Source organism: Streptococcus sp. FSL E2-3488 (assembly GCF_038003585.1).
GTDB lineage: Bacteria > Bacillota > Bacilli > Lactobacillales > Streptococcaceae > Streptococcus > Streptococcus thermophilus.
The window spans coordinates 1513286-1539425 of the sequence record NZ_JBBOPL010000001.1; the positions used below are offsets into that span (position 1 = coordinate 1513286).

At 40.5% G+C, this 26140-nt stretch carries 23 protein-coding genes, 2 pseudogenes and 1 other annotated feature; of the genes and pseudogenes, 6 read left to right on the forward strand and 19 right to left on the reverse strand.

Features of this window, described 5'->3' with window-relative positions:
* Window positions 1-286 precede the first annotated feature (286 nt).
* The 3 genes from MHH90_RS07750 (at window position 287) to MHH90_RS07760 (ending at window position 2793) form a co-directional block, all read left to right on the forward strand.
* On the forward strand, window positions 287-1396 hold the full coding sequence (locus tag MHH90_RS07750; RefSeq protein WP_340725875.1) for an AAA family ATPase: 1110 nt from the start codon (window positions 287-289) through the stop codon (window positions 1394-1396).
* A gap of 63 nt (window positions 1397-1459) precedes the next feature.
* On the forward strand, window positions 1460-2221 hold the full coding sequence (locus MHH90_RS07755; RefSeq protein ID WP_340725876.1) for an NUDIX domain-containing protein: 762 nt from the start codon (window positions 1460-1462) through the stop codon (window positions 2219-2221).
* A gap of 68 nt (window positions 2222-2289) precedes the next feature.
* Window positions 2290-2793: an HdeD family acid-resistance protein gene (locus MHH90_RS07760; protein WP_023909429.1), complete on the forward strand. Its 504-nt coding sequence runs from the start codon at window positions 2290-2292 to the stop codon at window positions 2791-2793.
* Window positions 2794-2874: 81 nt separating this feature from the next.
* Here MHH90_RS07760 and MHH90_RS07765 read toward each other — a convergent pair whose 3' ends face one another.
* The 14 genes and pseudogenes from MHH90_RS07765 to MHH90_RS07825 form a co-directional block, all read right to left on the reverse strand.
* Window positions 2875-4755 (reverse strand): ABC-F family ATP-binding cassette domain-containing protein, encoded by a 1881-nt coding sequence (locus MHH90_RS07765; RefSeq protein WP_111679279.1) that lies wholly within the window; start codon window positions 4753-4755, stop codon window positions 2875-2877.
* A 77-nt stretch (window positions 4756-4832) separates the two neighbouring features.
* The gene (locus MHH90_RS07770) at window positions 4833-6041 is read right to left on the reverse strand and encodes a CCA tRNA nucleotidyltransferase (RefSeq protein ID WP_111679277.1); all 1209 of its coding nucleotides are present in this window, start codon (window positions 6039-6041) and stop codon (window positions 4833-4835) included.
* Window positions 6038-6805 carry a 4-hydroxy-tetrahydrodipicolinate reductase gene (gene dapB / locus MHH90_RS07775; RefSeq protein WP_004197279.1) on the reverse strand — a complete coding sequence of 256 codons (768 nt, stop codon included), beginning with the start codon at window positions 6803-6805 and terminating at the stop codon, window positions 6038-6040. The genes MHH90_RS07770 and dapB overlap by 4 nt, the downstream gene beginning before the upstream one ends.
* A 60-nt stretch (window positions 6806-6865) precedes the next feature.
* Window positions 6866-7715 (reverse strand): annotated as a pseudogene (locus tag MHH90_RS07780) (DegV family protein).
* 1 nt (window position 7716) lies between these two features.
* Window positions 7717-8091, reverse strand: a complete 375-nt coding sequence (locus MHH90_RS07785; protein WP_011680796.1) for a DUF1149 family protein — start codon at window positions 8089-8091, stop codon at window positions 7717-7719.
* A 200-nt stretch (window positions 8092-8291) separates the two neighbouring features.
* Window positions 8292-8987 (reverse strand): GNAT family N-acetyltransferase, encoded by a 696-nt coding sequence (locus MHH90_RS07790; protein WP_340725878.1) that lies wholly within the window; start codon window positions 8985-8987, stop codon window positions 8292-8294.
* Window positions 8988-9045: 58 nt separating this feature from the next.
* On the reverse strand, window positions 9046-9336 hold the full coding sequence (rpmA, locus tag MHH90_RS07795) for a 50S ribosomal protein L27 (RefSeq protein WP_002885483.1): 291 nt from the start codon (window positions 9334-9336) through the stop codon (window positions 9046-9048).
* A 36-nt stretch (window positions 9337-9372) separates the two neighbouring features.
* On the reverse strand, window positions 9373-9687 hold the full coding sequence (gene rplU / locus MHH90_RS07800) for a 50S ribosomal protein L21 (RefSeq protein WP_002885597.1): 315 nt from the start codon (window positions 9685-9687) through the stop codon (window positions 9373-9375).
* Between the two features lie 40 nt (window positions 9688-9727).
* Window positions 9728-9804 (reverse strand) — a sequence feature (ribosomal protein L21 leader region).
* Window positions 9805-9915: 111 nt separating this feature from the next.
* A complete protein-coding gene (locus MHH90_RS10295) occupies window positions 9916-10125 on the reverse strand; it encodes a hypothetical protein (protein WP_217903060.1) in 210 nt (69 codons plus the stop codon).
* Window positions 10086-10451: a GNAT family N-acetyltransferase gene (locus MHH90_RS07805; RefSeq protein ID WP_223899670.1), complete on the reverse strand. Its 366-nt coding sequence runs from the start codon at window positions 10449-10451 to the stop codon at window positions 10086-10088. Before MHH90_RS07805 ends, MHH90_RS10295 begins: the two co-directional genes overlap by 40 nt.
* A gap of 4 nt (window positions 10452-10455) precedes the next feature.
* Entirely contained in the window at window positions 10456-11775 is a 1320-nt protein-coding gene (gene gtfB / locus MHH90_RS07810) for an accessory Sec system glycosylation chaperone GtfB (protein WP_100262578.1), read from the reverse strand.
* A complete protein-coding gene (gtfA, locus tag MHH90_RS07815) occupies window positions 11768-13279 on the reverse strand; it encodes an accessory Sec system glycosyltransferase GtfA (RefSeq protein ID WP_014608019.1) in 1512 nt (503 codons plus the stop codon). Before gtfA ends, gtfB begins: the two co-directional genes overlap by 8 nt.
* A gap of 105 nt (window positions 13280-13384) precedes the next feature.
* Window positions 13385-14608, reverse strand: a complete 1224-nt coding sequence (gene thiI, locus MHH90_RS07820; protein WP_014608018.1) for a tRNA uracil 4-sulfurtransferase ThiI — start codon at window positions 14606-14608, stop codon at window positions 13385-13387.
* Window positions 14609-14662: 54 nt separating this feature from the next.
* Window positions 14663-15808, reverse strand: a complete 1146-nt coding sequence (locus MHH90_RS07825; RefSeq protein ID WP_002949814.1) for a cysteine desulfurase family protein — start codon at window positions 15806-15808, stop codon at window positions 14663-14665.
* A 108-nt stretch (window positions 15809-15916) separates the two neighbouring features.
* Here MHH90_RS07825 and MHH90_RS07830 point away from each other — a divergent pair, with 108 nt between their 5' ends.
* Window positions 15917-16444 (forward strand): DUF6556 family protein, encoded by a 528-nt coding sequence (locus tag MHH90_RS07830; RefSeq protein ID WP_014608017.1) that lies wholly within the window; start codon window positions 15917-15919, stop codon window positions 16442-16444.
* A 45-nt stretch (window positions 16445-16489) separates the two neighbouring features.
* A complete protein-coding gene (locus MHH90_RS07835; protein WP_023909427.1) occupies window positions 16490-17746 on the forward strand; it encodes a bifunctional folylpolyglutamate synthase/dihydrofolate synthase in 1257 nt (418 codons plus the stop codon).
* Window positions 17747-17846: 100 nt separating this feature from the next.
* Here the strand turns inward: MHH90_RS07835 and gorA are convergent, their stop codons facing one another.
* From gorA to MHH90_RS07855, 4 genes are all read right to left on the reverse strand, one after another.
* Window positions 17847-19199 (reverse strand): glutathione-disulfide reductase, encoded by a 1353-nt coding sequence (gene gorA / locus MHH90_RS07840; RefSeq protein ID WP_014608015.1) that lies wholly within the window; start codon window positions 19197-19199, stop codon window positions 17847-17849.
* A 147-nt stretch (window positions 19200-19346) separates the two neighbouring features.
* The gene (locus tag MHH90_RS07845; RefSeq protein WP_014608014.1) at window positions 19347-21323 is read right to left on the reverse strand and encodes a PTS fructose transporter subunit IIABC; all 1977 of its coding nucleotides are present in this window, start codon (window positions 21321-21323) and stop codon (window positions 19347-19349) included.
* Window positions 21320-22231, reverse strand: a complete 912-nt coding sequence (gene pfkB / locus MHH90_RS07850; protein ID WP_014608013.1) for a 1-phosphofructokinase — start codon at window positions 22229-22231, stop codon at window positions 21320-21322. The genes MHH90_RS07845 and pfkB overlap by 4 nt, the downstream gene beginning before the upstream one ends.
* On the reverse strand, window positions 22228-22974 hold the full coding sequence (locus MHH90_RS07855) for a DeoR/GlpR family DNA-binding transcription regulator (RefSeq protein WP_014608012.1): 747 nt from the start codon (window positions 22972-22974) through the stop codon (window positions 22228-22230). Before MHH90_RS07855 ends, pfkB begins: the two co-directional genes overlap by 4 nt.
* 335 nt (window positions 22975-23309) lie before the next feature.
* Between MHH90_RS07855 and MHH90_RS07860 the strand changes: the two are divergent.
* Window positions 23310-24366, forward strand: a pseudogene (locus MHH90_RS07860) (ISL3 family transposase).
* A gap of 33 nt (window positions 24367-24399) precedes the next feature.
* Here MHH90_RS07860 and MHH90_RS07865 read toward each other — a convergent pair.
* Window positions 24400-26007 carry a ribonuclease Y gene (locus MHH90_RS07865; RefSeq protein WP_014621187.1) on the reverse strand — a complete coding sequence of 536 codons (1608 nt, stop codon included), beginning with the start codon at window positions 26005-26007 and terminating at the stop codon, window positions 24400-24402.
* Between the last annotated feature and the right edge of the window lie 133 nt (window positions 26008-26140).

The following is a 26140-nucleotide window of genomic DNA, read 5'->3' on the forward strand; positions in this document are numbered from 1 at the left end:
TCAGAATCTTCTTGTCAAGTGTTTTTTGTCATTTTTTTGATTTGCATGTTAGAATTTATGACATAGCTAATTCTTCCTCTTTTGTAAAAAACTATCACGTCAATAATGTAAGCGTTTTATTTTTTTGGGGTTATTCTTTCAAAAATTTTCTCCTTATTTAAAGACTTGAAGCTGAATTTGTTTGAAAAAACAATTTAGTTATTTTACTATTTCATCTATTTACATTACCTCGAAACTATACCACCATTAATTTAGTAAATTTACTATATTTAAAAAGGATAACCCTATGAAAAGAAAACATCTATCAGGAAAGAGTATTGGTATTGTTTTTGGAACCTTTGCACCAATGCATGTAGGACATGTCGACCTCATCACAAAGGAAAAACGCGCTAACGACAACGTCCTTGTCATCGTAAGTGGCAGCAACACACAAAAAGATCGTGGGACACGCACAGGCCTGTCGCTCAACCGACGCTTTCGTAATGTCCGTGAAGTTTTCTACGATGATGATGAACTAATCGTTGTGGATAAACTAGACGAAGCCGATATGTCTCCCTATCCAGAAGGTTGGGTGCCATGGGTTAACCGCGTCAAAGACCTTATCACTAAGAATACGGATGGTCCCGAAAAAATTACCTTCTATGTTGGAGAGTCAGAGTACGTGATCGAGCTCAATCGCTACTACCCTCAAGCTCAGGTAGAACTCATCGAGCGTTCTATTATCAATATCTCTGCTACTGAGATTCGCGATAATACTATAGAAAATTGGCGATTTATCACTAAACCTTTCCGTCGCCACTTTACTCGTAAGGTCCTAGTTGTCGGATATGCCAGTGGAGGAAAAACAACCCTTGTTAAGGATTTAGCTCGTACTTACAACGCCCCTTGCTCACTTGAATATGCCAGAGAATATCAAGAGAAGTATAATGTTCGAGATGACGAGTTGGATACCAATGATTATATTCACCTCTTAACCGATCAATATGCCCAGACAGCTGAGATTATTGACAACGGGCAACACTCATGGCTTATTTTTGCAGACACCAACTCAACGGTCACTAAGGTATATATTGACTACTATTTGAAAGAAAACATCTCACAAGAAGAGTTTTATCTATTAGATCGACTCTATCAGGTAACCCAAGCTCGTGAAAAGTGGGATTTGATTTTTGTGATACTACCAAAATCAAACTATGTAGATGATGGTTCCCGTGACATGACTATGGCTGATAACCGAACACGGGATTGGTTTACCAAACATCTCTTGGACCTACTATCACCATTCAAGGATAAAATCGTTATTTTAGGAGAAAACTGTGATAGTGACAGTTTTTTTGCTGACAACTACCATTACGCCAAGAAGACAATTAAAGAACGTCTGCATATCGAAATCTAATGGATTGCTTCAGCAAAAGCATTTTCACTTAAAATTAACAATATAGACTAGGAGGCTAAAAATATGTCTAAAACCTTTGAAAATTCTGGTAGCGAAAAAGACTTCCTGAAAATCTACAGTAATGAAGAATTGGATAAGTATGCCAAACCCTCAGTAACTGTAGACTCAGTCATCTTCCGCTATTTTGAAGGAAGAGTCCAAACCTTGCTTATCAAACGAAAAAATCATCCCTACATGGGAAAATATGCTCTTAGTAGTGGCTTCGTTCAAGAGCAAGAAGACCTCAATACGGCTGTCTGTCGTGAAGTACGTGAGGAGACATCAGTTCAACTGAACACTGATCACATCGAGCAACTCGTTACAGTAGGAACACCTTATCGAGATCCTCGTATGTGGACCATTACAATAGCTTACCTCTGTTTCATGACTTTTAATGATATTCAAATGGATAAGGCTGCCGATGATGCAGCGTCTACGCATTGGTTAGATATCGCTATGGTCAATGGCAAGTTGCAGCTTACTGATGGTGACAAGACGCTGTATCATGATGACCTCGCCTTTGACCACTGGGAAATCCTTTTGATTGCTATGGAACGTATTAAGGGAAGATTCGAATACTGCCCAACTATCCTCAACATTATGCCAGAGGAAAATACCTTGACCGCCTACCGTCAGCTGTTTGGGACCTTTAATGAAACATACCTTAAAATGGATTCCACAAATTTCTTACGTCGCTTTAAACATCTTTTCCAAAAAACAGGACGCCAAGTAGCTACCAGAACTAAAAAAGCCGCTACCTACACTTATCAGACCCAACCAATTTAAAGTAGGTTTTGTTTGACAATTTTTACCTTACGTAGTAGTATTAAGAAAAAATTAATAAGAGGTAGCATATGAAAAGTTTTACATTAATTAGCGGGATTCTCATTATTCTTTTAGGTGTCTTTTTCTTCGCTAATCCTACAAGCCTTCTTGCCATTGTTGGTTGGATTTTTGCTCTAATGATGCTCATTTCTGGGGGTTCAAGTCTCATGGTTTATTTCAAACGTGATAACGAGAACCGTTCCTTCTTCCAATTACTCCAAAGCGTCATTTCGATTGTTTTTGGTATTATTTTGCTATCGGCATCGGCATGGGTACTCTCAGGTGTCGCTGTGACCATCATCGCTTGGTGGCTCCTTGTCTCAGCCTTTACCCAAGGCTTCCAAGCTTATCACCAACGTCAGTTTGGTTTTTCAGGGCAACCTGCTTTGTCAATCGCCTTGATTTGTTTAGTATTTGGAGTCTTGCTCTTTTGTGCACCATTTTTCTCAGCCTTTCTTATTGGTCGCTTTGCAGCCTCCTTAATTATCTTTGCGGGTGTATCTGTCCTCTCCTTTTCATTCCGCTTATGGTAGAACAAAGTTATTTCACTACGTAATAATATAAAAAAGCCTTGCATATGCAGGGCTTTTAGTATGCTTTGAATGTTAAAGAGTTTATCCCTCTAGCCCACTCAAATACTCATAACGTTCGTATTTTTCAAGTAAGGTTTCATTAGTGGTGTCTAAACCACGTTGAAGACTTGCTAGCTGTCCATAATCACTAGCATTTTCAAGCATGGCTGCCTCAATCTCTTCGATTTTAGCTTCGAGGTCGGTAATTTCATCCTCGATAGTCGCCCACTCTTGTTTTTCAAAATAGCTCATGCGTCTTTTATCTTCTTTGACTTTCTCAACCTTAACGCTAGCTTGCTCTTTTTCTTTCTCTAGAAGGGCTGATTGCTCTTGTAAGAAGGCTTTTTCATCAAGGTAGTCAGTATAGTTGCCAAAGAACTCACGCACCCCACCCTCCTCAAAAGCTAGAATCTTGTTAGCCACCTTGTCCAAAAAATAGCGGTCGTGACTGACGGTTACAACAGGGCCACCAAAACCATTGAGGAAATTCTCCAAAACAGTCAAAGTCGCAATATCCAAATCATTTGTCGGCTCATCCAAAAGCAGAACATTAGGCTTTTCAATCAGAATCTTGAGTAGATAAAGACGTTTCTTTTCTCCACCAGATAGCTTGGCAATCTGTGTTCCATGGGTAGAACGAGAAAAGAGGAATTGCTCTAAGAGCTCTGTGATGCTGGTGGTCCCAACAGTTGTTTTGACTTCATCTGCGACTTCTTGTAAGTAGTTAATGACACGCTTGCTCTCATCCATATCTTTAATTTGCTGTGAGAAATAGCCAATACGTACAGTCTCACCAATATCTAAGACACCAGCTGTGGGAACAAGGTCACCATTAATCAGATTGAGCAAGGTTGATTTTCCGACACCGTTATCCCCAACAATACCGATACGGTCACGGTTTTGCATGATAAGATTGAAGTCACTGAGAATTGGCTTACCATCTTCATAAGCAAAATCGACATGTTCGAAGTTAACTACCTTCTTACCAATACGGCTAGTCTCAAAGTTAATTTCAAAATCGTCATTATTGAGCGTTTGGTGAACCTCACCCTTAAGCTCCTTAAAACGATTGATGCGAGCCTGTTGCTTAGTCGCACGTGCCTGTGGTTGCGTTCGCATCCATGCCAACTCCTGCTTATAGAGTTGCTTTTTCTTATGAAGAGCTGCAGCATCACGCTCATCTTGTTCAGCCTTGAGTCGCACGTAATCTTGATAATTCCCTTGGTACTCAATCAGATTTGCCTGGTCTAGCTCAAAGATGCGTGTTGCCACACTATCCAAGAAATAACGGTCGTGGGTAATAAAGAGGACCGTTTTTTTGGAAGACTTGAGAAAATTAGTCAACCAAGCAATGGTATCAATATCCAAATGGTTGGTTGGTTCGTCCAAAAGTAAAAGATCAGCATCATTCAAGAGAACCTGAGCCAACTGCACACGGCGTCTGAGACCACCTGAGAGGTCTCCAACCTTTTGAGAGAGGTCTGACAAACCTAGCTTAGATAAAACCGTCTTAACCTCGCTCTCAATGGACCAAGCATCAAGACTATCCATCTCAGCCATAACCTTCTCTAAACGAGATTGATTATCCTCAAAATAATCCGCCACGAGGGTCTCATATTCACGAATCAAGGCCATCTCACGAAGGTCTGATGACAAGACCGTATCAAGCACTGTCTTGCCATCATCAAATTCAGGCTCCTGAGTTAAATAAGCAATCTTATAACCATTAGCCTTGGTAAAAGGTGACACGTCACCATCAAAACCAATACGCTCTGATACAACATCTAACAAGGTTGTCTTACCAGTCCCATTGACACCAATAATCCCAATACGATCCAGATCATGGATAATAAATGAAATCTCTTTAAAAACCGTCTTGTCCCCAACGGACTTGGTCAATTTTTCAACAATAAAATCTGACATCTTACTTCCTTTTTACAAATAACACCGCTACGGATCCTACGCATGTTCTGTAGCGGTGTGTCATTTTTATTACGTCTTTAGACTTGTTTCATAGCTTGAACAAAGGCCATGATGGATTCCTCATCATTAGCTAATTCACCATCAACGATAGCATTTTCGATAGCTCTGAGAGTACGACCAAGATCTGGACCAGGTTTGAATCCCAGCTCCTTCATCAGCTTGCCACCATTAACAACGATCTCGTGCTTATCATGAATGAGCAACTGACCATCCAACTCGGCAATACGCTCATAATCCACATCTAATCTCTGAGCCTGTCTCAAGGTTTCAGCTTCCTTTAAGAGGTCCTTACCATAATGATAAACATCTTGTTTGGTCACTTCCCTCTCCATTCGGAATCTAAAAATCTCAATCAAAGACTGAACGGTCTTCTGAAAATTGACAGATGTCTTCCATTTTTTAAGAAAAGAGCGTGGATTATCGTGCTTGAGAGCCAGAAGAGTTGCCGCCCAGGCCTGCTCAGAACTCGTAAATCTAAAGTCTTCAGCATAATCTGCTACAAAAGACTGCCATTCCTCTGCTGTCTCTTGAAAATCTGGCAGATACTGATATGCCTTAGTCGCTAGAAGAGCCTTAACCCCTTTTTTCCAATGTGGTGCCAAGAGCAACTTATCAAACTCGATGAAACTTCGCTCAATCGAAATCTTTTCCAAAAGAAAAGCATGACTAGTCATAGCCTCAAAAGTCTTTTCTTCAATATCGAAGTCTAAGCTCGCTGCAAAACGTAGCCCACGCATGATGCGAAGGGCATCTTCGTTAAAGCGTTCCTCAGCCTTACCAACAGCCCTTAAGACACGGTTGTCCAAATCAGCAAGACCATTGAACTTATCAATAACCTCAGCATTTTCATTAAGAGCAAAAGCATTGACTGTAAAATCACGACGCTTAAGATCCTCTTCCAATGAACGTACAAAGGACACGCTAGACGGACGACGGTAATCCACATAGACATCTTCTGTTCGGAAAGTTGTCACCTCATACTCACCGCCATTTTCTAAAACCAAAACAGTCCCATGCTCAATACCGATATCTACCGTACGCTCAAAAATCTGTTTGGTCTCCTCAGGATAAGAAGACGAAGTAATGTCAACATCGTGAATAGGACGGTTGAGAAGGGCATCGCGGACTGAACCACCAACAAAGTAAGCCTCAAACCCTGCAGCCTTAATTTTCTCTAATATTGGTAAAGCCTTCTGAAATTCAGAAGGCAAATAACTTAATTTCATAGTAAATGTTCCAAACCATAAACAAGCTGATCACGTTTAACCACTTCTTTAATACCAAGATTGACCCCGCTCATAAAAGAAATACGGTCATAAGAATCGTGACGCAAGGTCAATCCTTCTCCTTGGGCACCAAAGATAACCTCTTGGTGAGCCACAAGACCTGGCAAACGAACACTGTGAATACGGAAACCATCAAACTCAGCACCACGTGCTCCAGCAAGTGTTTCCATTTCATCCTCAGCTCCCTGACGTTTGCTCTCGCGAACCTCACGAATAAGTTCAGCTGTTTTCACTGCTGTACCTGATGGCGCATCTTTCTTTTTATCGTGGTGAAGCTCAATGATTTCAAGATCTGGGAAATATTTACTAGCTTCTGCTGCAAACTTCATAAGAAGGATAGCACCGATAGCAAAATTAGGAGCAATCAATCCACCTATAGACTTGTCTTTAGAAAGATCTGTCAATTTCTGAATTTGTGCTTCAGTAAAGCCTGTTGTTCCTACAACCGGTGCAAAGCCATTTTCCAAGGCAAAACGGGTATTTTCATAGGCAACAGCAGGAATGGTGAAATCTACCCAAACATCTGCATCGAAACCAACCAAATCAGCTTTATCCGTGAAGACAGGAACACCATCCACTTCCTTTTCTGCCGCAAACGGGTCAAGCAAGGCAGCCAAGGTCAATTCATCATCTCCCTTAACCATTTCAACCGCAGTTGAACCCATTCTTCCTTTAAATCCGGCAACAATAACTTTAATAGACATATTATTTTTCCTCTCTATTGATCTCGCTCATAGGCGAGCCTGATTCCAGATGGAACGTACTTATTTGGTAAATTTAGGTGTTAAACCTAGCACTAGCGCTCCCTCGACCAAGTGCGTCGCAATCACGGCACATAAGGATACCACCGATGAAACAGTAATCCCTTGAGCTTCCAGCTGACTTTTAAAAGCCTCAGCCTTTTCAGGAGCATTGGTATGAAGGATGCTAAGCTCCATTTCACGATTGTCTTCGGCTAGGGCAACCAAGCGTTTCATAGCTTTCTTCTCTGTACGTACCTTTTCAAAAACAACGATTTCGCCTTCAGCATTAAAATGTAAAATGGGTTTGATAGATAAGATATTCCCCAAAATAGCTGAGCCATTCGACAGGGGGCCACCCTTAACAAGGTGATTAAGATCATCCACAAGAATATAAGCCGTCGTGTTTTCTACTTGCTTCTCGAGCTTCTTCAAAATATTCTCGAATGACATTCCTTGCTCTGACCAATGCAAAACGTTTCTAACCATAGCACCCATAGCCCATAGGAGCTGCCGTGATTTTAGTCTCGTGAAAAGCAACCTTCAACTTGGCATGATCTTCAATCAAAAACTGACTATTAGCCCAAAAACCAGAAATCCCCGAAGAAAGGAAAAGCCCAATGACATGGGTATATCCTTGCTCCCCCAACTCCATGAGAAGGTTATCCAAGTCGGCTAGATTAGGTTGTGACGTCTTGAGCAGTTCCTCAGAGTTTGCCATTTTCTCATAAAACTGATTCACATCCAAGTTCTTTCCTTCAACAAAAGGCTGTTCCTCAACGATAACCGGAATATCTAAAATATAAACATCAGCATGCCCCTGAATTTCAGTAGGTAGATTAACCGATGAATCCGTAATAACTGCTAAAGACATCTTAGAACTCCAAGTTAATTCCTGGACGATCCAAGGCGATTTCAGTCACTTCATAAGTCAAACGCTGAAGTGTATCCAATAGCGGTGCTGCTAAATACTCAGCTTCTTCTTGTGAGAAATCTTTTGGGTTATTGACGATACGGTTTTGAATATGGTTCATTTGAGAAATAATCCCTGAGATAACAAACTCATCACGAACAATCATAAATTGCAAAACAGCTACAACCGACGTATTGTTAGCTTCTTTATCTTTATGGTGCAACTGAAACGTTACTTCAACATTTGTTTTAGGAACACCATTCTCTTTTTCCCACTCATGGTTACGAACATCATAGTGGTAACGGTTAACAAATACTTTTTCGTGAATTAAATCCATTAGTTATTATTCTCCTTGATAAAATCACTCTTTATTATAGCATAAATATGTTTTATTATGGGAATATTATTGACAGAAAAATGAGTATTTAAACTGATTTTGACAGTACTAATAAGCACTAGCAAACTAAAAACTTTGACTTGACCGTCAAGCTACTAAAACAGAGCTCCTTCACCAGAAAAGAGCCCTTATATTAATATCTAACAGTCCCTCAGAGAACGTTTCTGTTGTCCCTGTTCATCAAAATTCTCAGGAGCTAACCAATTCTCAAATCGTTCTTTAAGCCTTGGCCACTCACTATCAATAATCGAGAACCAATCCGTATTTCGACTACGTCCCTTATAAATAGCATGATTACGAAAACACCCTTCATAGGTAAAACCAAGTCTCTGAGCTGCAGTCACAGAAGGACGGTTGAGACTGTCACATTTCCACTCATAACGACGATAGTTGAGGCCTTCAAAGACATATTTCATAACCAGATATTGAGCTTCTGTGGCTACCCGAGTTTTTTGTATAGCAGGAGCCAAAATCACCCGTCCCATCTCTACACTACGATTTTTGGGTGTAATAGCCATGAGTGAGAAAGTACCCATAACCTTCCCTGAAACTTTATCCCTAATGGCAAAGAAATAAGGGTTAGAAGACTGCTCATAGTCTTCCAAACACTGGCGTACTGCTTCTTCAGATTCAAAAGGATCCACATACATATAGGTCCAGTCTGAAAGAATCTGATTGGTAAAGTAGAAGTCTAGAATATCTTCATAGTGTTCTGCTACCGTCAAATGTTCAACACTACAATAGCGACCGTCCAAGAGAGTGATGTCTGGCATCCTCCCTGGAGTGGCATCCACTAAGCTTGGACCGACCTCTTGTTGGTACTGATTTAAAGGCATAGGTATCTTCCTTTCATAAATAAGAAAAGCCTACACAAAAGTGCAGACTTTAGCTGAATTATTTAGCAACTGGGTATACAGATACTTGTTTTTTGTCGCGACCTTTACGTTCGAAACGTACAACACCTTCAACTTTAGCGAAGAGTGTATCATCACCACCACGGCCTACGTTTACACCTGGGTAGATGTGTGTACCGCGTTGACGGTAAAGGATTGATCCACCTGATACAGTTTGTCCATCAGCTGCTTTAGCTCCAAGACGTTTAGCTTGTGAATCACGACCATTGGAAGTAGAACCCCCACCTTTTTTGTGGGCGAAAAGTTGCAAGTTTTCAAGAGTTTTCAACATAAGATTTGTGTCCTTTCTTAGTGATTAGTCGTTAGCTTACGCGTTGATAGCGTTGATAACAACTTTTGTATAAGGTTGACGGTGACCTTGTTTACGGTGGCTACCTTTTTTAGGTTTGTATTTGAAAGTGACAACTTTCTTTTGTTTACCTTGTTTTTCGATAGTTCCGACAACAGTAGCTCCCTCAACAACTGGAGTACCTACTACAGTTTTATCACCACCGACAAGAACAACTTCGTTAAAAGTTACTTCTGATCCAGCTTCAGCGTTGATTTTTTCAACGTAGATTGCTTGACCTACTTCAACTTTAACTTGTTTTCCACCAGTTTTGATGATTGCGTATGTGCTCATGATGCACCTCCTATTAAAATTTTTAATATATCTGAGGTTTCCCTCTGTGAAGACTCGCCTAGTACTGCGGGGACGAACCCACTTACAAAAACAGTAGTCGTGCGGTTGCACAGGACGTGCATTTAGTCAACGTTACAATTCTATCATTTTTCCCCGATAATGACAAGAGAAAAAGTTTTTTGATTACCCTTATTCTGCCAATTTAAGTTTAATCACCTAATACGCCATCTAGTCCACTCTTACACCATGCTTACCTAGGAAAGTCTTAGCCAAATCTTGCTCAATTTTATCTAAAGAAAGACTCCTATCAGTTATTAAAATCTGATACCGCTCCGTTCCTTCAAAATAGAAATGGTTCAAAGACTGATAGCCATTATTTTCATAAAAAGCCAGACGTTTTAGTCGTTGAGTACGGTTAGAAGCATCCTCTTCATCCATAGGCTCAATCGTAAGCACACATGGTCGTCTTTCTGCTTCTTCCCTACTTGTGCTAAAATTTGACTACCGTAACCCTGCGACTGTTTACTTTCCTCAACCGCAAGAAAGAGTAGGTAGACCAGGTTATTAGTACAGATTGCATAGGTAAAACCAATAAAAACTTCCTGATCAAAATAAGCCAAGAATGATTGCCCATTTTTCAAACTATTCCAAGACAATTGCCGGAGTGGGAGTCTCTCCTCCACAGGGAAAGCCGCTTCATAAAGTGAAGCGACCTTCCTGAATGTTGGTGTCAGAGGACAAATGTTACGAACTTCTAGTGTCATTTCCCTAACCAATAACCTTCTTATAATCTTCTGGTGTCGCCACATGAGCATGCTCACGTTGACGATCAAGCAAATGACTAAGAAAGTCACGGTTCCCCAAGGCTTCTTTAAGTGTTTGTTTAAATTGCCCAGCATTCATAGGTGAGAAAATATTGCTTGGTGCAGTATAATCTGGACCATGGCTTGTGTTCGTAAAAGCTAGGATAAGCAAGTTATTTTCAAAGGCAGCACGTGTCGCCGACAGGATTTCATTTTGGTGGTTAATATCCAAATAGAAATCAGCCTGTTGATAGAGATGCTTAACCTGCTCCGTTGTAATATTCGGATAAAGGCTAACATTACTATATTTAGCTAAATCCATCAGGCGGCTTGACATTTCAGTGATTGCCCCAATATGGTAGTGCATGGTAGGTACTTCACTAACAATGCTTTCCAAGTGTTCAATCTGATCTGAGTTAGTCAAGATAAGTGCTTGATTTTGGAAATTATTCTGACGGGCAAATGGATACATGAAGCCAAGGAAAGCCACACGAGAAGCCTGCTCGGAACTAATCAGTTTTAGAAGATTTGTGTAAGCTGTGTATTCTTGCACAACAATCTTAGTTTGACGGTGATTGCTATCAAGAAGGAGACGCATGTTCCCAGGAACAGTGTCAGTAATAGGCTCTTGCCAGAAGAGGACATCTTGACCAGTATTTGGAAGATTCATAGCTGTCAAGAAAGGTGTTGATAAGGAGTTATAAAGGATACGCCGCAAATCATAACCAGCTTCTTTAAGATAAAAGACTACAAACTCTGATTTATTTTTGAAAATGTAGACCTTGTCTTTCCAATTCAAGATAACGTCTTTGGTCAAATGGTTAACGACGATAACTTCCTTGTTGTCTGGAGTGAAATAACTAGTAATGGTCGCTTCTTGCTTAATATTGTAAGTTGTTTGTGAGAAACGATACCCCTTGTTATTGTAGTGATCAGTCACACGCAAGCGACCCGACTCATCATACCAATCCACAGCTTTAACTAGACGCTGATGAGCAGGATGCGCATAGTGAATATGGCCACGTTTCTTATCAAAACGGAAGATTTCCGCGTTGCTATTTGTTCCTAAAATTTCCCAATAATCAGGCACGGGTACTTGATTAAAGTAAAGTGCAGAACCCTGAACCTTATCAAAGCCTGTGAAAAAAAGGTAAGGTGAGGTCACATCGCTAGGTAGAAAGCCATTATCTGAAAGACAAACTGTTGTATTCACATAGCCAGCGACAATCAGCGAGTAATGGAGATCCCAACTACCTTGACTATAGTATTCAAATAAATTAATCATGATCAGTCATCTCCCTTACTAAGTTAAGCCACTTCTGCTCGATTTCCTCTGTCAAAAAGCCTTTAGCGATATCATAAGAGACTTGATGAATATGATCTAAATCTGAACGATTGAAGAAAGCTACAATTTTCTCTGCCAAGGCTGCTACAATAGCAGGCTCATCATCTTTTTCAAATCGAGGGATTAAGTAACCATTTTCATTATCCTTGATAAACGTTTGGTTTCCATAACGGACATCAAAACCAATCATACCAAGGCCCGAACCAACAGCTTCTAGAAGTGTCAAGCCAAAACCTTCACTCTTAGAACCTGATAGGTAAAGTTCGTAATCCTTGTAGACTTCTATTAAATCCTGGTGACCCTTGAGATGGATGTAATCCTGAGCTTGATTTTCCTCGATGATTGCCTTAAGCTTGGCTTCTTCAGCACCTGTACCAAAGATATCAAAGTTAACTTGTGGCAGACTTTCTTTAGCCTTGACAACAGCCTTAACCAGCCAATCCACGTGCTTTTCATTGGCCAAACGTGAAGCTGTGATGATTGAGAATGGTTTACGCTCTCCTTCAGGCTCTCTCAGTTTATCCACACTTCCCACAGGAATCGTTACGATATGAGGTTTAAATGGTGTATATTTGTTGAACTGATCTAGCATAATGCTACGTTGACACTCTGTCGCTGTGATGAAGAAATCAACCTTATCTGCATTGCTGAATTGGTACTCATAGAAGTTATTCCAAAGAATAGTCTTGTCTGTCACAGCATTTTCACTAAAGTGCTCTGCATGGACAACAACTCCAAGCTTAGCTGGTTTAGTATTACGGAAAACAGCCTGTCCTGTACCAGTTGCACGGTCCAAAATGACAATGTCTTGATCGGTTAGACCTAGTTGAGACATAAAGTAGGCAATAAACTCCTGCTTGGAAGACAAAATCTTATCTGGGAAACGGAAGACACTATCCTTACCATCAACAATCTCATCGTAAGCAATACTGCCATCTTCATTGAAGAAACGGCGTTGATAGAGGTGAGCCTTATTATCTACCGGTGTGTAGTACTCTGTAAACATCTTAGTATATGAATAAAAGTCTTTACGAATTAGGCAGCCACGCGATACTTTTTCCACACGATGGACAATATCTTCACCCTCTTTACGCAAATAAGCGGCGTAAAAAATATCTTCCTTGGTACAAAAGAGTTTAACCACTTTGCCATTAATCTCACGACGCGTAATGTCATAAGGAATTTCCTTTTCCAAATCCTTGACAGTATAGGTCGTTGGGGCAATCTTAAGGTCTGTAAAATAGCTGTAAAGCCAGATGATATCTTCATCTGAAAATCCCATGTTACGGGCCAAATCAGAAAGATTGTCCTGCAAGAACATATCCATAAAGACAAACTTAGCCTTAATACCTGTGTTTTTGAAAATTGTAGAACGGTAGGCCTGGGCATACTCAACACCACTTGATGCCCAACCGATTCCTAAATTGATGTTATAAACAGTCATGCAGTTTCCTTTCTAGGTAAAAGTTCAACATCGACATTTCTTTTTCGATACAGCTAACTCTAATGATACCTGGGCGATAACAAACTGTCTCTATATACTCTTAGACTAAAGTAAGTCTTCAATAAGTGTATCCACTTCGTCTTGCGCTTCTTCAATAGGTGTGATTTCAGTCACCATGATTCCTGCAACCGCACGTTCAACTAAGCCTTCAACATCCATACGACCTTCATATCGTTCAACGTTCTTGATTTTTGGATTAGTTTTTGGACGGTCAGGTGCAAAAATGGTACAGCAATCCTCAAAAGGTTGGATGGAGATATCAAATGTGTCGATTTTTTGTGCCAAATCAATGATTTCCAACTTGTCCATAGTAACAACTGGGCGAATCACGGGCGTGCAGGTTACAGCATTGATAGCCTGCATAGACTCCATAGTCTGACTGGCAACCTGTCCAAGACTCTCACCATTGATGATCACGAGACCACAGCGTTCTTCACGAATTCGGTCTGTAATACGCATCATAAAGCGACGTGTCAGGGTCATCAAATAAGCCTCTGGTGCTTTTTCTTTGATTTCCTCTTGAATCTCAGTAAATGGTACTTCTATGAACTGAATATTACCACCAAACTTGGTCAACTTACGGGTCAAATCTTGAGCCTTTTTAAGTGCACCTGGACTTGTATAAGGTGGGCTTGCAAAGTGAACAGCCTCGATATCCACACCACGTTTAAGGGCTAAATAACCTGCAACAGGCGAATCAATCCCACCTGAAAGCATGAGCATTCCTTTACCAGCAGTCCCTACAGGTAATCCACCTGCTCCCTTAATTTCTTCATGAGAAATATAAGCAGCCTCAGAACGAATTTCTACCTTCAGATTAACATCTGGCCCCTTCATCTGTGCCTTAATGTCAGGAAATGCATCAATTACAGCATTTCCTAAAGTAAGGTTGAGCTCGCGACTATCTAAAACAAAGTCGTGATCACTACGTTTGGCAGTCACCTTAAAGGTAAGGCCGTCACGATAGAGGCCAGTCATAATGTCTTGAACAGCTTTTTTCAATACTTCGACATCTTTTTCAAATTTGTAAACAGGGCTAAAGGCCTGAATCCCGAAAATCTGCTTCAAAGACTCTGCGACTGGTTCGTAGTCTGTGCCATTGAGATAGATGTGTCCACGGTCTCGATCAAAAGTCACTTTAACTTCTGGATAGATAGATAACACATCTTTGATGTTATTTCTAAGTTTATTGATAAAACGCATACGGTTTTTGCCCTTAGTTGACAATTCACCGTAGCGAACCATAATTTCTGAATACGTTAATGCCATTCCTTTTCCTTTTATACTTGAATTTAGTTTTCTTTTTTTATCGATTAAATCTTGCTATCTTACTTTTTGCGTCTTAGCATAGACCTGCTTGAAAATCGTGAGAAACTGTTCTACTTGTCCCATATCATTATCATCATCAAGACTAATACGAACAGCCGTTTGGGCTAACTTGGTTGGAATACCCATAGAAATGAGGGTCCCCGCTGGCTTACCTGCCTTGGATGAACATGCCGAGGTCGTTGAAATATAGATTTGATGCTCTTCAAAAGCATGGACAACCACCTCACCACGAACTCCCTTAATTCCAAAGGTCAAAATATTAGGAGCAAAGTCTTCACCCTCGCCTGAGAAAATAGTAATGTCCTCATACTTAGCCAATTCATCAAAGATAATCTTTTTCATCTTAGCAATTTTGGGAAGAGAAAATTCCTCTTTATCAGTGACTAAGCGCAAGGCCTTAGCCATACTCGCAATTCCTGCTACATTTTCAGTCGTTGAACGAAGGTCTTTTTCTTGACCACCACCTGTTAAGAACGGCGTAATCTTTTTGCCAGCTTTCTTGTAGACAAAACCGACACCTCGAACGGCATGAAACTTATGACCAGAAAAAGTTGCAAAGTCAACACGGTCTGTTAAATAAGCTGATACAGGAATCTTCCCAATAGCCTGAACTGCATCCACATGGAAAGATATGGTAGGCTCATTAGCTAGAAGAGCTGAAATTTCTTGGATGGGTTGGATTGAGCCGATTTCGTTATTAACGGCCATAACCGAAACCAAGATAGTGTCAGGGCGTAATAGTCCAGCAAGAGCTTCCACATCTACGAAACCTTGTGCATTAACGGGTATATAGGACACTTCAAAACCATGCTCTGAAAGCCATTTAGCAGATTCTTTTACCGCAGGGTGTTCAATATCGGAAACGATGATATGTTTGCCATAAGGCTCTTTTTCGAAGGCCACACCCTTGATAACCCAATTGTCTCCTTCGGTTCCACCAGACGTAAAGAAAATCTCATCGGCTGATTTTCCAATGAGGTCCGCAACTTGCTTACGAGAAGCCTCCAAAATACGTGTCGCAGATGTTCCTAATTGGTGTAAACTGGATGGATTCCCAAAAATTTTCGTGGACACTTCCTGATAGGTTCTAAGTGCCTCTGGATAGGGCATGGTTGTGGCTGAATTATCAAAATAAATCATGTTTTTTCCTCAAATAATAGTTACTCCCTATTATAGCATAATTTTTTTAGCATTTTTTGAGAGAAAATCATATAATAGAGAGTACGAAATATTTTTAAGGAGAGAATCATGTCTGAAAATTACTCACGTCGTAACCATTCATCAAAAGAAGAAAAAAAATCTGCACCAAAGGTGACCAAACACGTTACAAAAGGCTTCACTGTCTTCCAAAAAGTACTCACTGTTATCGGGACAATCTTGTCAATCATTGTCGCTTCCATCACTATTATGAATTTCACATCATCTAAAAAAAAGGACACTTCTGATTCATCATCCAATCAGTCAACTGTGGTCATTAAAGAAGGCAACAATAAGACCCAAGAATCAAATGTCGCCTCATCTAGCCATGGCAATGCAACTGACTCAGAAACAGAGACAAGCAGCCAAGCTGGTAATAACACCTATTCTTCATCAGCAGATACAACAACTGGTGGAAATACAACTACTTCTTCATCCGTAGCCACTGCAGACAAAACAACTGGTGGAAATACAACTACTTCTTCATCCGCAGCCACTGCAGACAATACAACTGGTGGAAATACAACTGGCAATACGACAACTGGTGACGCCACAACTGGTGGCGCTGTTTCCAACTAAAACAAAGAAAAGGTTAGGAAACCCCTGACTTTTTTCTATAATCCTATGAACTATACAGAAACTCTAAATTTCATCCACTCCTTCAAAGGCAATGGACGTCGCCCCAAACTTAAACGTATGCGCTGGCTCCTGAAACAAGCTGGAAATCCTCAAATGCACTATCCAACAGTCCATATTGTCGGAACCAATGGTAAAGGCTCAACGACTAGCTACCTACAAAATATCCTAACAAAATCAGGCTATCAGGTCGGGACCTTTACCTCCCCTTATATTACTCGCTTTAACGAACGTATTAGTATCAACGGCACAGAGATTCCAGACAAGGATCTGATTAACATTGTTGAGAAAGCTCGAGTTCTTCTCAATGATTTAGAAAATAACACTGATTTGGGTCGACCAACGGAATTCGAATTGGTCACCTTACTCATGTTTCTCTACTTCGACCTTAAACAGGTTGATATTGCTATCATTGAAGCAGGGATTGGGGGACAGCTTGATTCAACCAATGTGCTTTCGCCGGAGCTTGTCATCTGCACTTCAATTAGCTTTGATCACACTGAAACTTTGGGCGATAGCCTAATAGATATTGCTAGACATAAAGCGGGCGTCATGCGAGAAAACACTCCTATATTACTCGGTCGCGTTTCTGAAGAAGTTTCACATCTCTTCAAACAAAAATCCCAGGAACTTCAGGCTCCTATAGCAAACATTGATCGAGAAATCCAGCTTCTTTCCACAGACAATCAAACTCTTCGAGTTATTTATAGTGATTGGGAGAGCCCAAATCTTAATCTCCCCATGCTAGGAAAACATCAGGAAAATAATACTGGCCTAGCTGTCACTGCTGCCCATCTCTTGACTCAAAGATTTCCTAAGATTACCAATCAAAGCATTCAAGATGGTATTTGTGACACACACTGGCCTGGTCGTAGTGAGTGGATTAGAAACAACATTTACCTAGATGGTGCCCATAATCCTCAAGGAATTGCCAGCCTAAAACAGGTATTAAAAGATAACTTTGCCAACCGTCGAATTCACATCCTCTTTGCAGGACTTCGACGAAAACCTTTGACTGACTTACTTGATGAGCTTAAAGACTATCATATAACAGTAACCTCCTTCAATTTCTTTGAGGCACTGCCCTTGGATGATTACCCTCAACACTTAGAACGCTCAACTGACTACAGAGACTGGTTAACCCAATCTGAGTCTGCAAATTCTGATAATTTATTTGTCGTCACTGGATCCCTTTACTTTATTTCAGAAGTCAGGAACTACCTAATCAACGAAAAAAAGGCCTAAAGGCCTTTTTTCGTTAAGACAAGCCAAAGTGACACAAAAGATATAGGTTACCATTTAGCCACAAAAAGTCTATCCATTTAAGTAGACAGACTTCACCTATTTATCTCATTGTTACAAACTCTTCTGAACCGGTTGGATGAATGGCAACCGTATTATCAAAATCAGCCTTAGTTGCTCCCATCTTAATAGCCACAGAGAATCCTTGAATCATCTCATCGACACCATACCCAATACCGTGAAGACCGATGATTTTTTCATCCTCACCTAGCGTTACTAATTTCATGGTTGACAGCTGACGATTATCCCCAAGAGCCGTATACATTGGAGTGAAACTAGATTTATAGACCTTGATATTCTCTGCACCATATTTAGCAATTGCCTTTTCCTCAGTCAACCCAATAGCACCAATGGCCGGATGACTAAAGACCACAGTAGCTACATCTGTGTAATCAAGCTTAGCATCAACTTTATTATTGAAAAGTCGCTCTGACAATTGTCGACCAGCCTTCACTGCAACTGGAGTCAAATCAAGTTTACCAGTCACATCTCCAAGAGCATAGATACCAGGAACAGATGTGTTTTCAAACTCGTCTGAATAAATGTTACCTCGTTCAGTCAACTCAACGCCTGTCTTTTCAAGACCAAAGCCAGAAGTATTCGCTGCACGTCCGACAGCCCAGATAAGGCAATCAACTGTAATAGTTTCTTCATTGTCAAAGCTAATAGTCAGAGAATCGTCTGCATTTTTCACTACCTCTGTTGCATTAGCATGCATATGAAGTGTAGGGCCAGACTTAGCCATCTCATCAACTAAAACATCGATAATGTCTTTATCAAAGGTACGCAATGGGCGATCCTTACGAACAAATAGGTGAGTATCACTGCCAAGAGCATTGAGAACGCCGGCAACTTCGACTGCGATATAGCCAGCACCAATAACAGCTGTACGTTTTGGCACCTCATCTAGCTCAAAGAAACCATCTGAGGTAATTCCGTATTCACTGCCTGGAATATTTGGATAAAGGGGATGACCACCTGTTGCAATTAGGATATGTGGTGCTGTATAAAGCTCGCCCGCTACTTCAACCGTATGAGGGTCAACAAATCTTGCATACTCGTATACACGTTCAACGCCATTGCTATCAAAACCACGCTCATAAGAACCATGGATACGGTCGATATAAGCCTGACGATTGGCCTTAAGCGTTGCAAAATCAAATTTATTAAGCGTCACATCAAAACCATACTCGCCTGCATAACGGTGAAGGGTTTCAGCAACCTGAGCACCATACCACATGACCTTTTTAGGCACACAACCTACATTAACACAGGTACCACCGACCTCTTTCCCTTCAAAGAGAATAACCTTAGCACCATGCATAGCAGCACGATTGGCACTGGCAATACCACCAGAACCACCACCAATGACAATATAATCGTATTCTTTCACCATATTTTACCTCTTATGTTTCTTTATACAGCGTATTAGCTACTAGATAAGCCATTTCTGCCTAAATTTTATCATAAAATAGGTACCCTGACAAAAATCTGCTACGACACAAAAAACAATCCCGTCACAACGAGATTGTTCTGTCAAATCTTATTTATCAAGTGGTTTGCGGAGGAATCCGAAGAGGATACCTGATACCACAGCACCAATCAAGATGAAGATAAGGTAGAGAAGAGCATTTGATGTGAGGGCAATAACGAAGATACCTCCGTGTGGTGCCATCAATTTGATTCCTGCCATACCTACAAGAGCACCTGTAAGGGCTGAACCGACGATAAAGCTTGGGATAGCGCGTGCTGGGTCAGCTGCACCAAATGGAATCGCACCTTCAGTGATGAATGAGAGTCCCATAACAATGTTTGTCAAACCAGAGTTGCGTTCTTCTTCAGTAAATTTATCTTTAAACAAGAGTGTCGCTACAAAGACTGCCAATGGAGGAACCATACCAGCTGCCATAACTGCTGCCATGACAACTGAACCACCTGAAGTTACTGTTGCTGCGAGAGTACCTGTACCAAAGACGTAAGCTGCTTTGTTGACTGGTCCACCCATATCAACTGCCATCATACCTCCAACAAGGAGACCAAGGAGAACTGCTGAGCTTCCTGACAAGCTTGACAAGAAGTTATTAAGACCAGTATTAATTGCTGCCATTGGGATATTGACTGCTAACATCAAGAAACCTGTAGCAAATACACCAATAAGTGGTAAGAGCAAGATAGATCGGATTCCTTCCAGAGCACGTGGAATACCTGCCAAGAGTTTGCGAAGAACAAGGATAACACCACCTGCAAGGAAACCACCAACAAGAGCTCCAAGGAAACCTGAAGATACACCGGCAAGTGAAAGGGTTGCTTTACCACCTGCAGCAAACGGAACTCCACCAAAGGCAGCACCACTTGAAGCGATAGCACCAGCTACGAAACCTGAAACCAAACCTGGTTTCTCAGCGATAGAGTAAGCAATGTAACCTGCAAGCACTGGAAGCATAAAGCCAAAGGCAGCGCCACCAATTGCTTTGAATTGAGCAGCAATTTCGTGGTAAGAACCAAGTTGTGACAATTGATCTTTAGGAACACCCATGATTTGGTCAAGCAAGAAGGCAAGCGCAATCATGATACCACCACCGATAACGAATGGAAGCATTTGTGATACCCCACTCATTAAGTGTTTATAGAAGGCACCACCGAGGCTCAATTTCTCTGTTGATTCTTGAGCAGCTCCGGCATTTTCAGCGTGGAAAACTTCAGCTTTACCGTCCAAGATGTTTTGGATTAATTCTTGAGGTTGACGAATAGCTGCAGCAACTGGTTTAGAAATCAATTTCTTACCATTAAAGCGTGCTGTTTCAACTGCCTTGTCCGCTGCAATGATAACACCAACAGCCTTGTTGATTTCTTCAGCGGTCAATGGTGTTCCAACGCCTGAGGCACCGTTAGTTTCAACACGAACATTGACACCCATTTTTTCACCTGTTTTAATCAATGATTCTTCAGCCATGTAAGTGTGAGCAATACCGGTCGTACAAGCTGTTACTGCTACAATAAGTGGTTTGTCGCTTGAAGCTGCTTCTTTAACAGCTTGTGCTTTCTTAGCTTCCTCAGCTTGCGCTTCTTCTTCGCCAATATTAAACGCTTCAATCACTTCATCCGCAGATGTTACCTGACGCAAGCGGTCTGCAAAACCATCTTGCATGAGGTATTTTGACAATTCAGCAAGTGCAGCCAAGTGAATGTCATTTGCCCCCTCTGGAGCTGCAATCATAAAGAAGAGGTCGGTAGGTTGACCATCAAGTGATTCGTAATCCACACCTTTATTAGATTTAGCAAAAAGTACAGTTGCTTCTTTTACTGCAGCATTTTTACTGTGTGGCATAGCAATTCCATCACCCAAACCAGTTGATGTTTGTGCTTCACGAGCCATAATGCCTGATTTGAAAACATCAAAGTCAGTCACGACACCATTATCAACCAAGCTGTTAATCATTTCATCAATAGCAGCTTCCTTTGTAGTTGCTTGAAGGTCGAGCAACATGACTTTTTTGTTCAGTAAGTCCTGAATTTTCATAGTTTTTCTACCTCTACTTTATTATATGTTTCTTTAATAAATTCAATTGTCGCCAAATCATCTGAGAAAGCTGTAGATGTTCCACATGCTACCCCCCACTTGAGAGCCTCAATTGGGTCCCCTGATTTGACAAATTCACCAGTGAAACCAGCAACCATTGAGTCACCTGCACCAACAGAGTTCTTCACTTTTCCCTTGATTGGTTTGGCAAAGTATGCAGCCTCTGGTGTGACAAGCAGAGCTCCATCACCTGCCATTGAAATAATAACGTTTTGCGCCCCCTTAGCAAGAATTTCACGCGCATATTTTTCAACATCAGCCAAACCATTAAGTTTAACATTGAAAATGGCTTCAAGTTCATGGTTATTTGGCTTAACCAAGAGCGGTTGGTAGACCAATGAATCAAGCAAGGTTTGTCCTTCAAAGTCACAAACCACCTGTGCCCCAGTTTCACGAACCAGTGGAATCAATTTGTTATAGACCTTGTTTCCAAGATTGCTTGGTGCAGATCCAGCAAAAACAACCACATCGTCAGCACTTACACTTGAAAGGATAGCTTCAAGCTCAGCTAACTGATAATCATTGATGACAGGTCCAGTACCGTTAATTTCAGTTTCTTGGTCAGCCTTGATTTTAACATTGATACGTGTATCTTGGTCGACAGCTACAAACTTAGTTTTAATACCTTCAGCATCCAAACTATCTGTAACAAAACGTCCTGTAAAACCACCGATGAAGCCCGTAGCAGTATTGTCAATTCCTAAACGTTGTAGAATACGGCTGACATTAATACCCTTACCACCAGCGAATTTATCATCACTCTCCATACGGTTAACTTCACCAATCTCTACCTTGTCGATACGAACAATGAAGTCGATTGATGGGTTTAGTGTTACAGTATAAATCATACTTCAATAACCCTCGTTTTCTCTTTTAATTCTTTAAGGAGCCCTTCTTCCGAAGCATTTGTGATTATGGTTACTTTCTCAACCTCGGCTACCTTAGCATAGGTAATCTGACCAAGTTTAGAGGCATCAGCTAGCACATAGGCTTTTTGCGCATTAGCTATCACTGTTCGTTTAATAACTGCCTCTTCCATATCTGGCGTTGTGAAATAATTGGCATCAACTCCATTAGCACCAATGAAAGCACAATCAAAATTCAGTTGTCTGATTTGTTCCAGAGCTGTACTTCCAATAGAGGCATCTGTTGAATGTTTAACCTTACCACCAATAATCCTAGTACTAATACCGAGATCTACCAGCTTAACAGCATGATAGATAGAATTAGTCACAACCGTCACCTGACGATTGCTCAAATGTGGAATCAAAAGTTCATTCGTTGTACTAGCCTCAAGAAAAACGACATCACCTTCCTTAATCAAATCGGCAGCATAGCCAGCTAATTGAGCCTTTTCTTGAACATTTCTGATAGCTTTTTGGCTATTGGCAATTTCTTCCTTTAGACTATGAATACTTTCAGCACCACCATGAACACGTTTAAGTTTGCCATCTGCCGCTAACTCATCCAAGTCACGACGAATTGTCGACTCAGACGTATCACTTAATAAAACTGTCAGGTTTTCCAAAGTGACAAAACCATCTTGTTTCAACTGAGACAAGATAATCTGCTTACGTTCAGACTTTAGCATAATCTCTCCTTCTGTAATCGTTTACAAAATCTATTATACTAAATTTATAATAGCTGTCAATAAAGAACCTCAAAAAAAATCAAAATATTTCATTATAAAACGCTAACCTATCAAAATGAAGCAATTTGATAAGAAAGTTCATACATTTTTAACAGGGCTAATTTTTTCACTTTTACTACAAAATAAAAAAAGCCTTTCGGCTTTCTTATCTTATTTGGCTCTATAATTTCTGTAGTGGGTAAAACCTGCTAAGAAGTTATGGAGCTTTTGAGTATACAAAAAGTCCCATCTGACTTAAAATTTAAAGCGACGAAACCATAAATAGAAAGAATCATATGAGACAACTCTATCATACTACAGAATTAATCGGAATTAAAGACAAAAATATCACTTTAACTAAAGTTTTTCAACACGAGACACATATTGAGGTGCAAGCTACACTTGATTACACTCCTCCTAAGTGTTGTCATTGTCAAGGAAAACAAATCAAATACGACTTTTAAAAGCCTTATAAGATTCCTTTTATTGAGATTGGTGGACTCCCTAGTCTTATTCGTTTGAAGAAGAGAAGATTTCAATGCAAAGACTGCCATAAAGTGACGGTTTCTGAGACCTCCCTTGTTCAGAAGAACTGTCAAATCTCTGAATTAGTGAAGCAGAAAACAGCTCAACTCTTGCTTAATCGAGAAGCTTTGACGCACATCACTGAAAAACTTGCCATCTCGACCTCAACTGTGTATCGTAAGCTTAAACAATTTCAGTTCAAAGATGACCATTCTACCTTACCTGAAGTACTGTCTTGGGATGAATTCTCTTATCAAAAGGGAAAGCTAGCCTTTATTGCTCAGGATTATGAGACTAAGAAAATTATCACTATTCTTGATAACAGACGACAAACAACCATTCGTAGTCACTTTTTCAAATACTCTAAAGAAGCTCGAGAAGGGGTGAAAATTGTTACTATGGATATGTCTGGTAATTACATCCCTTTAATCAAAACTATTTTTCCCAATGCTAAAATTGTTCTTGACCGTTTTCACATTGTCCAACATATGAACAGAACGCTAAAACAGACACGCATTCAAATAATGAAATAATTTGAGAAGAAGTCTCTTGAATATCGTGTTCTAAAATATTACTGGAAACTCATTCAAAAGGATAGTCGAAAACTATTACCTGACGCCTTTTCTTCGAGGACTTTCAGGGAAACCTTAACACCTAAAGAGTGTTTAGACAAGATTTTTAAACACGACAATTTTTTGGATTAATTCAGGAAGCTTTACCTCAACTCAATCACTCATTTAAAACAACTCTAACAACTTTAAAAAACGTATTTACATCGCTTTGAACAGCAAAAAAGCGAGAACATCATTTGTTCTCGCTAGAGCTTAACTTTGCCACCCTCTACAGTTGACAAAGAGCCTCTTATTTGGCATAGTCAACCGCACGGAATTCACGAATGACTGTAACCTTAATATTTCCTGGGTAATCCAAGTTTTTCTCAATTTGTTCACGTATCTTGTGAGACAAGATCGTAACTTCATCATCTGAGATTTTATTTGGATGAACCATAATACGAATTTCACGACCAGCTTGAAGGGCGAAGCTTGTTTGAACACCGTCAAAGCTTGATGCAATCTCTTCCAAATCACGAAGGCGTTTGACATAATTCTCAACGGATTCATTACGAGCTCCTGGGCGAGCCGAACTCAAAGCATCTGCTGCAGCTACAATAACTGCAATCACACTCTCAGGTTCCACATCTCCATGGTGGCTGGCAATGGCATTAACCACGACTGGATGCTCTTTATACTTACGTGCAAACTCAGTACCAATCTCAACGTGACTACCTTCGACCTCTTTGTCAATAGCTTTCCCCATATCATGAAGAAAACCAGCACGACGAGCTAGAGCCACATTCTCACCCAATTCACTGGCCATAATACCTGCTAGTTTACCAACTTCAACTGAGTGACGAAGTACGTTTTGACCATATGAAGTACGGAACTGCAATCGTCCCATAATCTTGATTAGGTCAGGGTGGAGATTCATAGCCCCAATTTCGTAAGCTGCCTCTTCACCATATTCGCGGATACGGTTATCCATTTCCTTACGACTTTTCTCAACCAACTCCTCAATACGAGCTGGATGGATACGTCCATCCTTAATCAAGGCTTCGAGAGTCATGCGAGCAATCTCACGACGGACTGGATCAAAACCAGAAAGAACAACCACTTCTGGAGTATCATCGATGATAACATCAATACCTGTTAAGCTTTCAAGGGTACGAATGTTACGCCCCTCACGGCCAATGATACGACCTTTCATATTATCATCTGGGAGGTGAACAGTGGTTACGGTTTGTTCAGTAACATAATCCCCAGACAAACGTTGCATAGCTTGCGCCAACAAGTTTTTGGCCTTCTTATCAACAGTATCTATGATCTGTGCTTCTGCATCTTTGATACGTGTTGCAATCTCATGAGTAAGATTATTTTCAGTCTCTGTTAAGATTACCTCACGCGCCTCTGCAATGGTCATTTGACCAATACGTTCAAGTTCAGCTTGCTTCTCAGCCTCCAACTGAGTCACATTCTCTTCACGCTCATTAAGATGTTTAGATTTGTCAGCAAGACTCTGCTCTTTTTTCTCGAGGGCGAGTTCTTTACTTGATAGATTTTCATCCTTACGATCAAGGCTGGTTGCACGTTCTGTTAAACGATTCTCCATTTGTTTAAGCTCTTGACGTTCAGATTTGAATTCTTCTTCAATATCTTCTCGATATTTTCTAGCTTTCTCTTTTGCCTCTAACAAGAGCTCTTTACGTTGAGCCTTACTTTCGCGTTCAGCAGTTACACGTAGATAATCTGCATCATGTTCTGCCTGACTACGAAGATTCACAGCGTCTTGTTCTGCCTTTAGCAAGATAGTTTCTGCTTGTTCCTTAGCTTTGCTAAGTTTGATAGAAATTGCTAAACATCCAACGACTAAACCAATGAGTGCAAAGACAACTAAAATTATCATGTTTATCATGTCTTCACCTCAACTTTTCTAAGGTTTCCCTAAAGAAAACCGCTTCTAGTTTATCATATTTATAGCTTTTTCTCAAATAAATACTAGAACTTTAAACTGATTTTGTGGTATCATAACTCTATAGAATAGGGAG

Coding starts and splice junctions, on each gene's coding strand:
- gtfA (WP_014608019.1), bottom strand. CDS start 13,279: ATGACTGTTTATAACATCAATTTAGGAATCGGTTGGGCATCAAGTGGT.
- MHH90_RS07785 (WP_011680796.1), bottom strand. CDS start 8,091: ATGGATTTAATTCACGAAAAAGTATTTGTTAACCGTTACCACTATGAT.
- MHH90_RS07770 (WP_111679277.1), bottom strand. CDS start 6,041: ATGAAATTAAGTTATTTGCCTTCTGAATTTCAGAAGGCTTTACCAATA.
- gorA (WP_014608015.1), bottom strand. CDS start 19,199: ATGGTGAAAGAATACGATTATATTGTCATTGGTGGTGGTTCTGGTGGT.
- pfkB (WP_014608013.1), bottom strand. CDS start 22,231: ATGATTTATACTGTAACACTAAACCCATCAATCGACTTCATTGTTCGT.
- MHH90_RS07805 (WP_223899670.1), bottom strand. CDS start 10,451: ATGACACTAGAAGTTCGTAACATTTGTCCTCTGACACCAACATTCAGG.
- MHH90_RS07845 (WP_014608014.1), bottom strand. CDS start 21,323: ATGAAAATTCAGGACTTACTGAACAAAAAAGTCATGTTGCTCGACCTT.
- MHH90_RS07760 (WP_023909429.1), top strand. CDS start 2,290: ATGAAAAGTTTTACATTAATTAGCGGGATTCTCATTATTCTTTTAGGT.
- MHH90_RS07855 (WP_014608012.1), bottom strand. CDS start 22,974: ATGCTAAAGTCTGAACGTAAGCAGATTATCTTGTCTCAGTTGAAACAA.
- MHH90_RS10295 (WP_217903060.1), bottom strand. CDS start 10,125: ATGGATGAAGAGGATGCTTCTAACCGTACTCAACGACTAAAACGTCTG.
- rplU (WP_002885597.1), bottom strand. CDS start 9,687: ATGAGCACATACGCAATCATCAAAACTGGTGGAAAACAAGTTAAAGTT.
- dapB (WP_004197279.1), bottom strand. CDS start 6,805: ATGTCTATTAAAGTTATTGTTGCCGGATTTAAAGGAAGAATGGGTTCA.
- MHH90_RS07835 (WP_023909427.1), top strand. CDS start 16,490: ATGAACTATACAGAAACTCTAAATTTCATCCACTCCTTCAAAGGCAAT.
- MHH90_RS07755 (WP_340725876.1), top strand. CDS start 1,460: ATGTCTAAAACCTTTGAAAATTCTGGTAGCGAAAAAGACTTCCTGAAA.
- MHH90_RS07865 (WP_014621187.1), bottom strand. CDS start 26,007: ATGATAAACATGATAATTTTAGTTGTCTTTGCACTCATTGGTTTAGTC.
- MHH90_RS07830 (WP_014608017.1), top strand. CDS start 15,917: ATGTCTGAAAATTACTCACGTCGTAACCATTCATCAAAAGAAGAAAAA.
- MHH90_RS07790 (WP_340725878.1), bottom strand. CDS start 8,987: ATGCCTTTAAATCAGTACCAACAAGAGGTCGGTCCAAGCTTAGTGGAT.
- gtfB (WP_100262578.1), bottom strand. CDS start 11,775: ATGATTAATTTATTTGAATACTATAGTCAAGGTAGTTGGGATCTCCAT.
- MHH90_RS07765 (WP_111679279.1), bottom strand. CDS start 4,755: ATGTCAGATTTTATTGTTGAAAAATTGACCAAGTCCGTTGGGGACAAG.
- thiI (WP_014608018.1), bottom strand. CDS start 14,608: ATGGCATTAACGTATTCAGAAATTATGGTTCGCTACGGTGAATTGTCA.
- MHH90_RS07825 (WP_002949814.1), bottom strand. CDS start 15,808: ATGATTTATTTTGATAATTCAGCCACAACCATGCCCTATCCAGAGGCA.
- MHH90_RS07750 (WP_340725875.1), top strand. CDS start 287: ATGAAAAGAAAACATCTATCAGGAAAGAGTATTGGTATTGTTTTTGGA.
- rpmA (WP_002885483.1), bottom strand. CDS start 9,336: ATGTTGAAAACTCTTGAAAACTTGCAACTTTTCGCCCACAAAAAAGGT.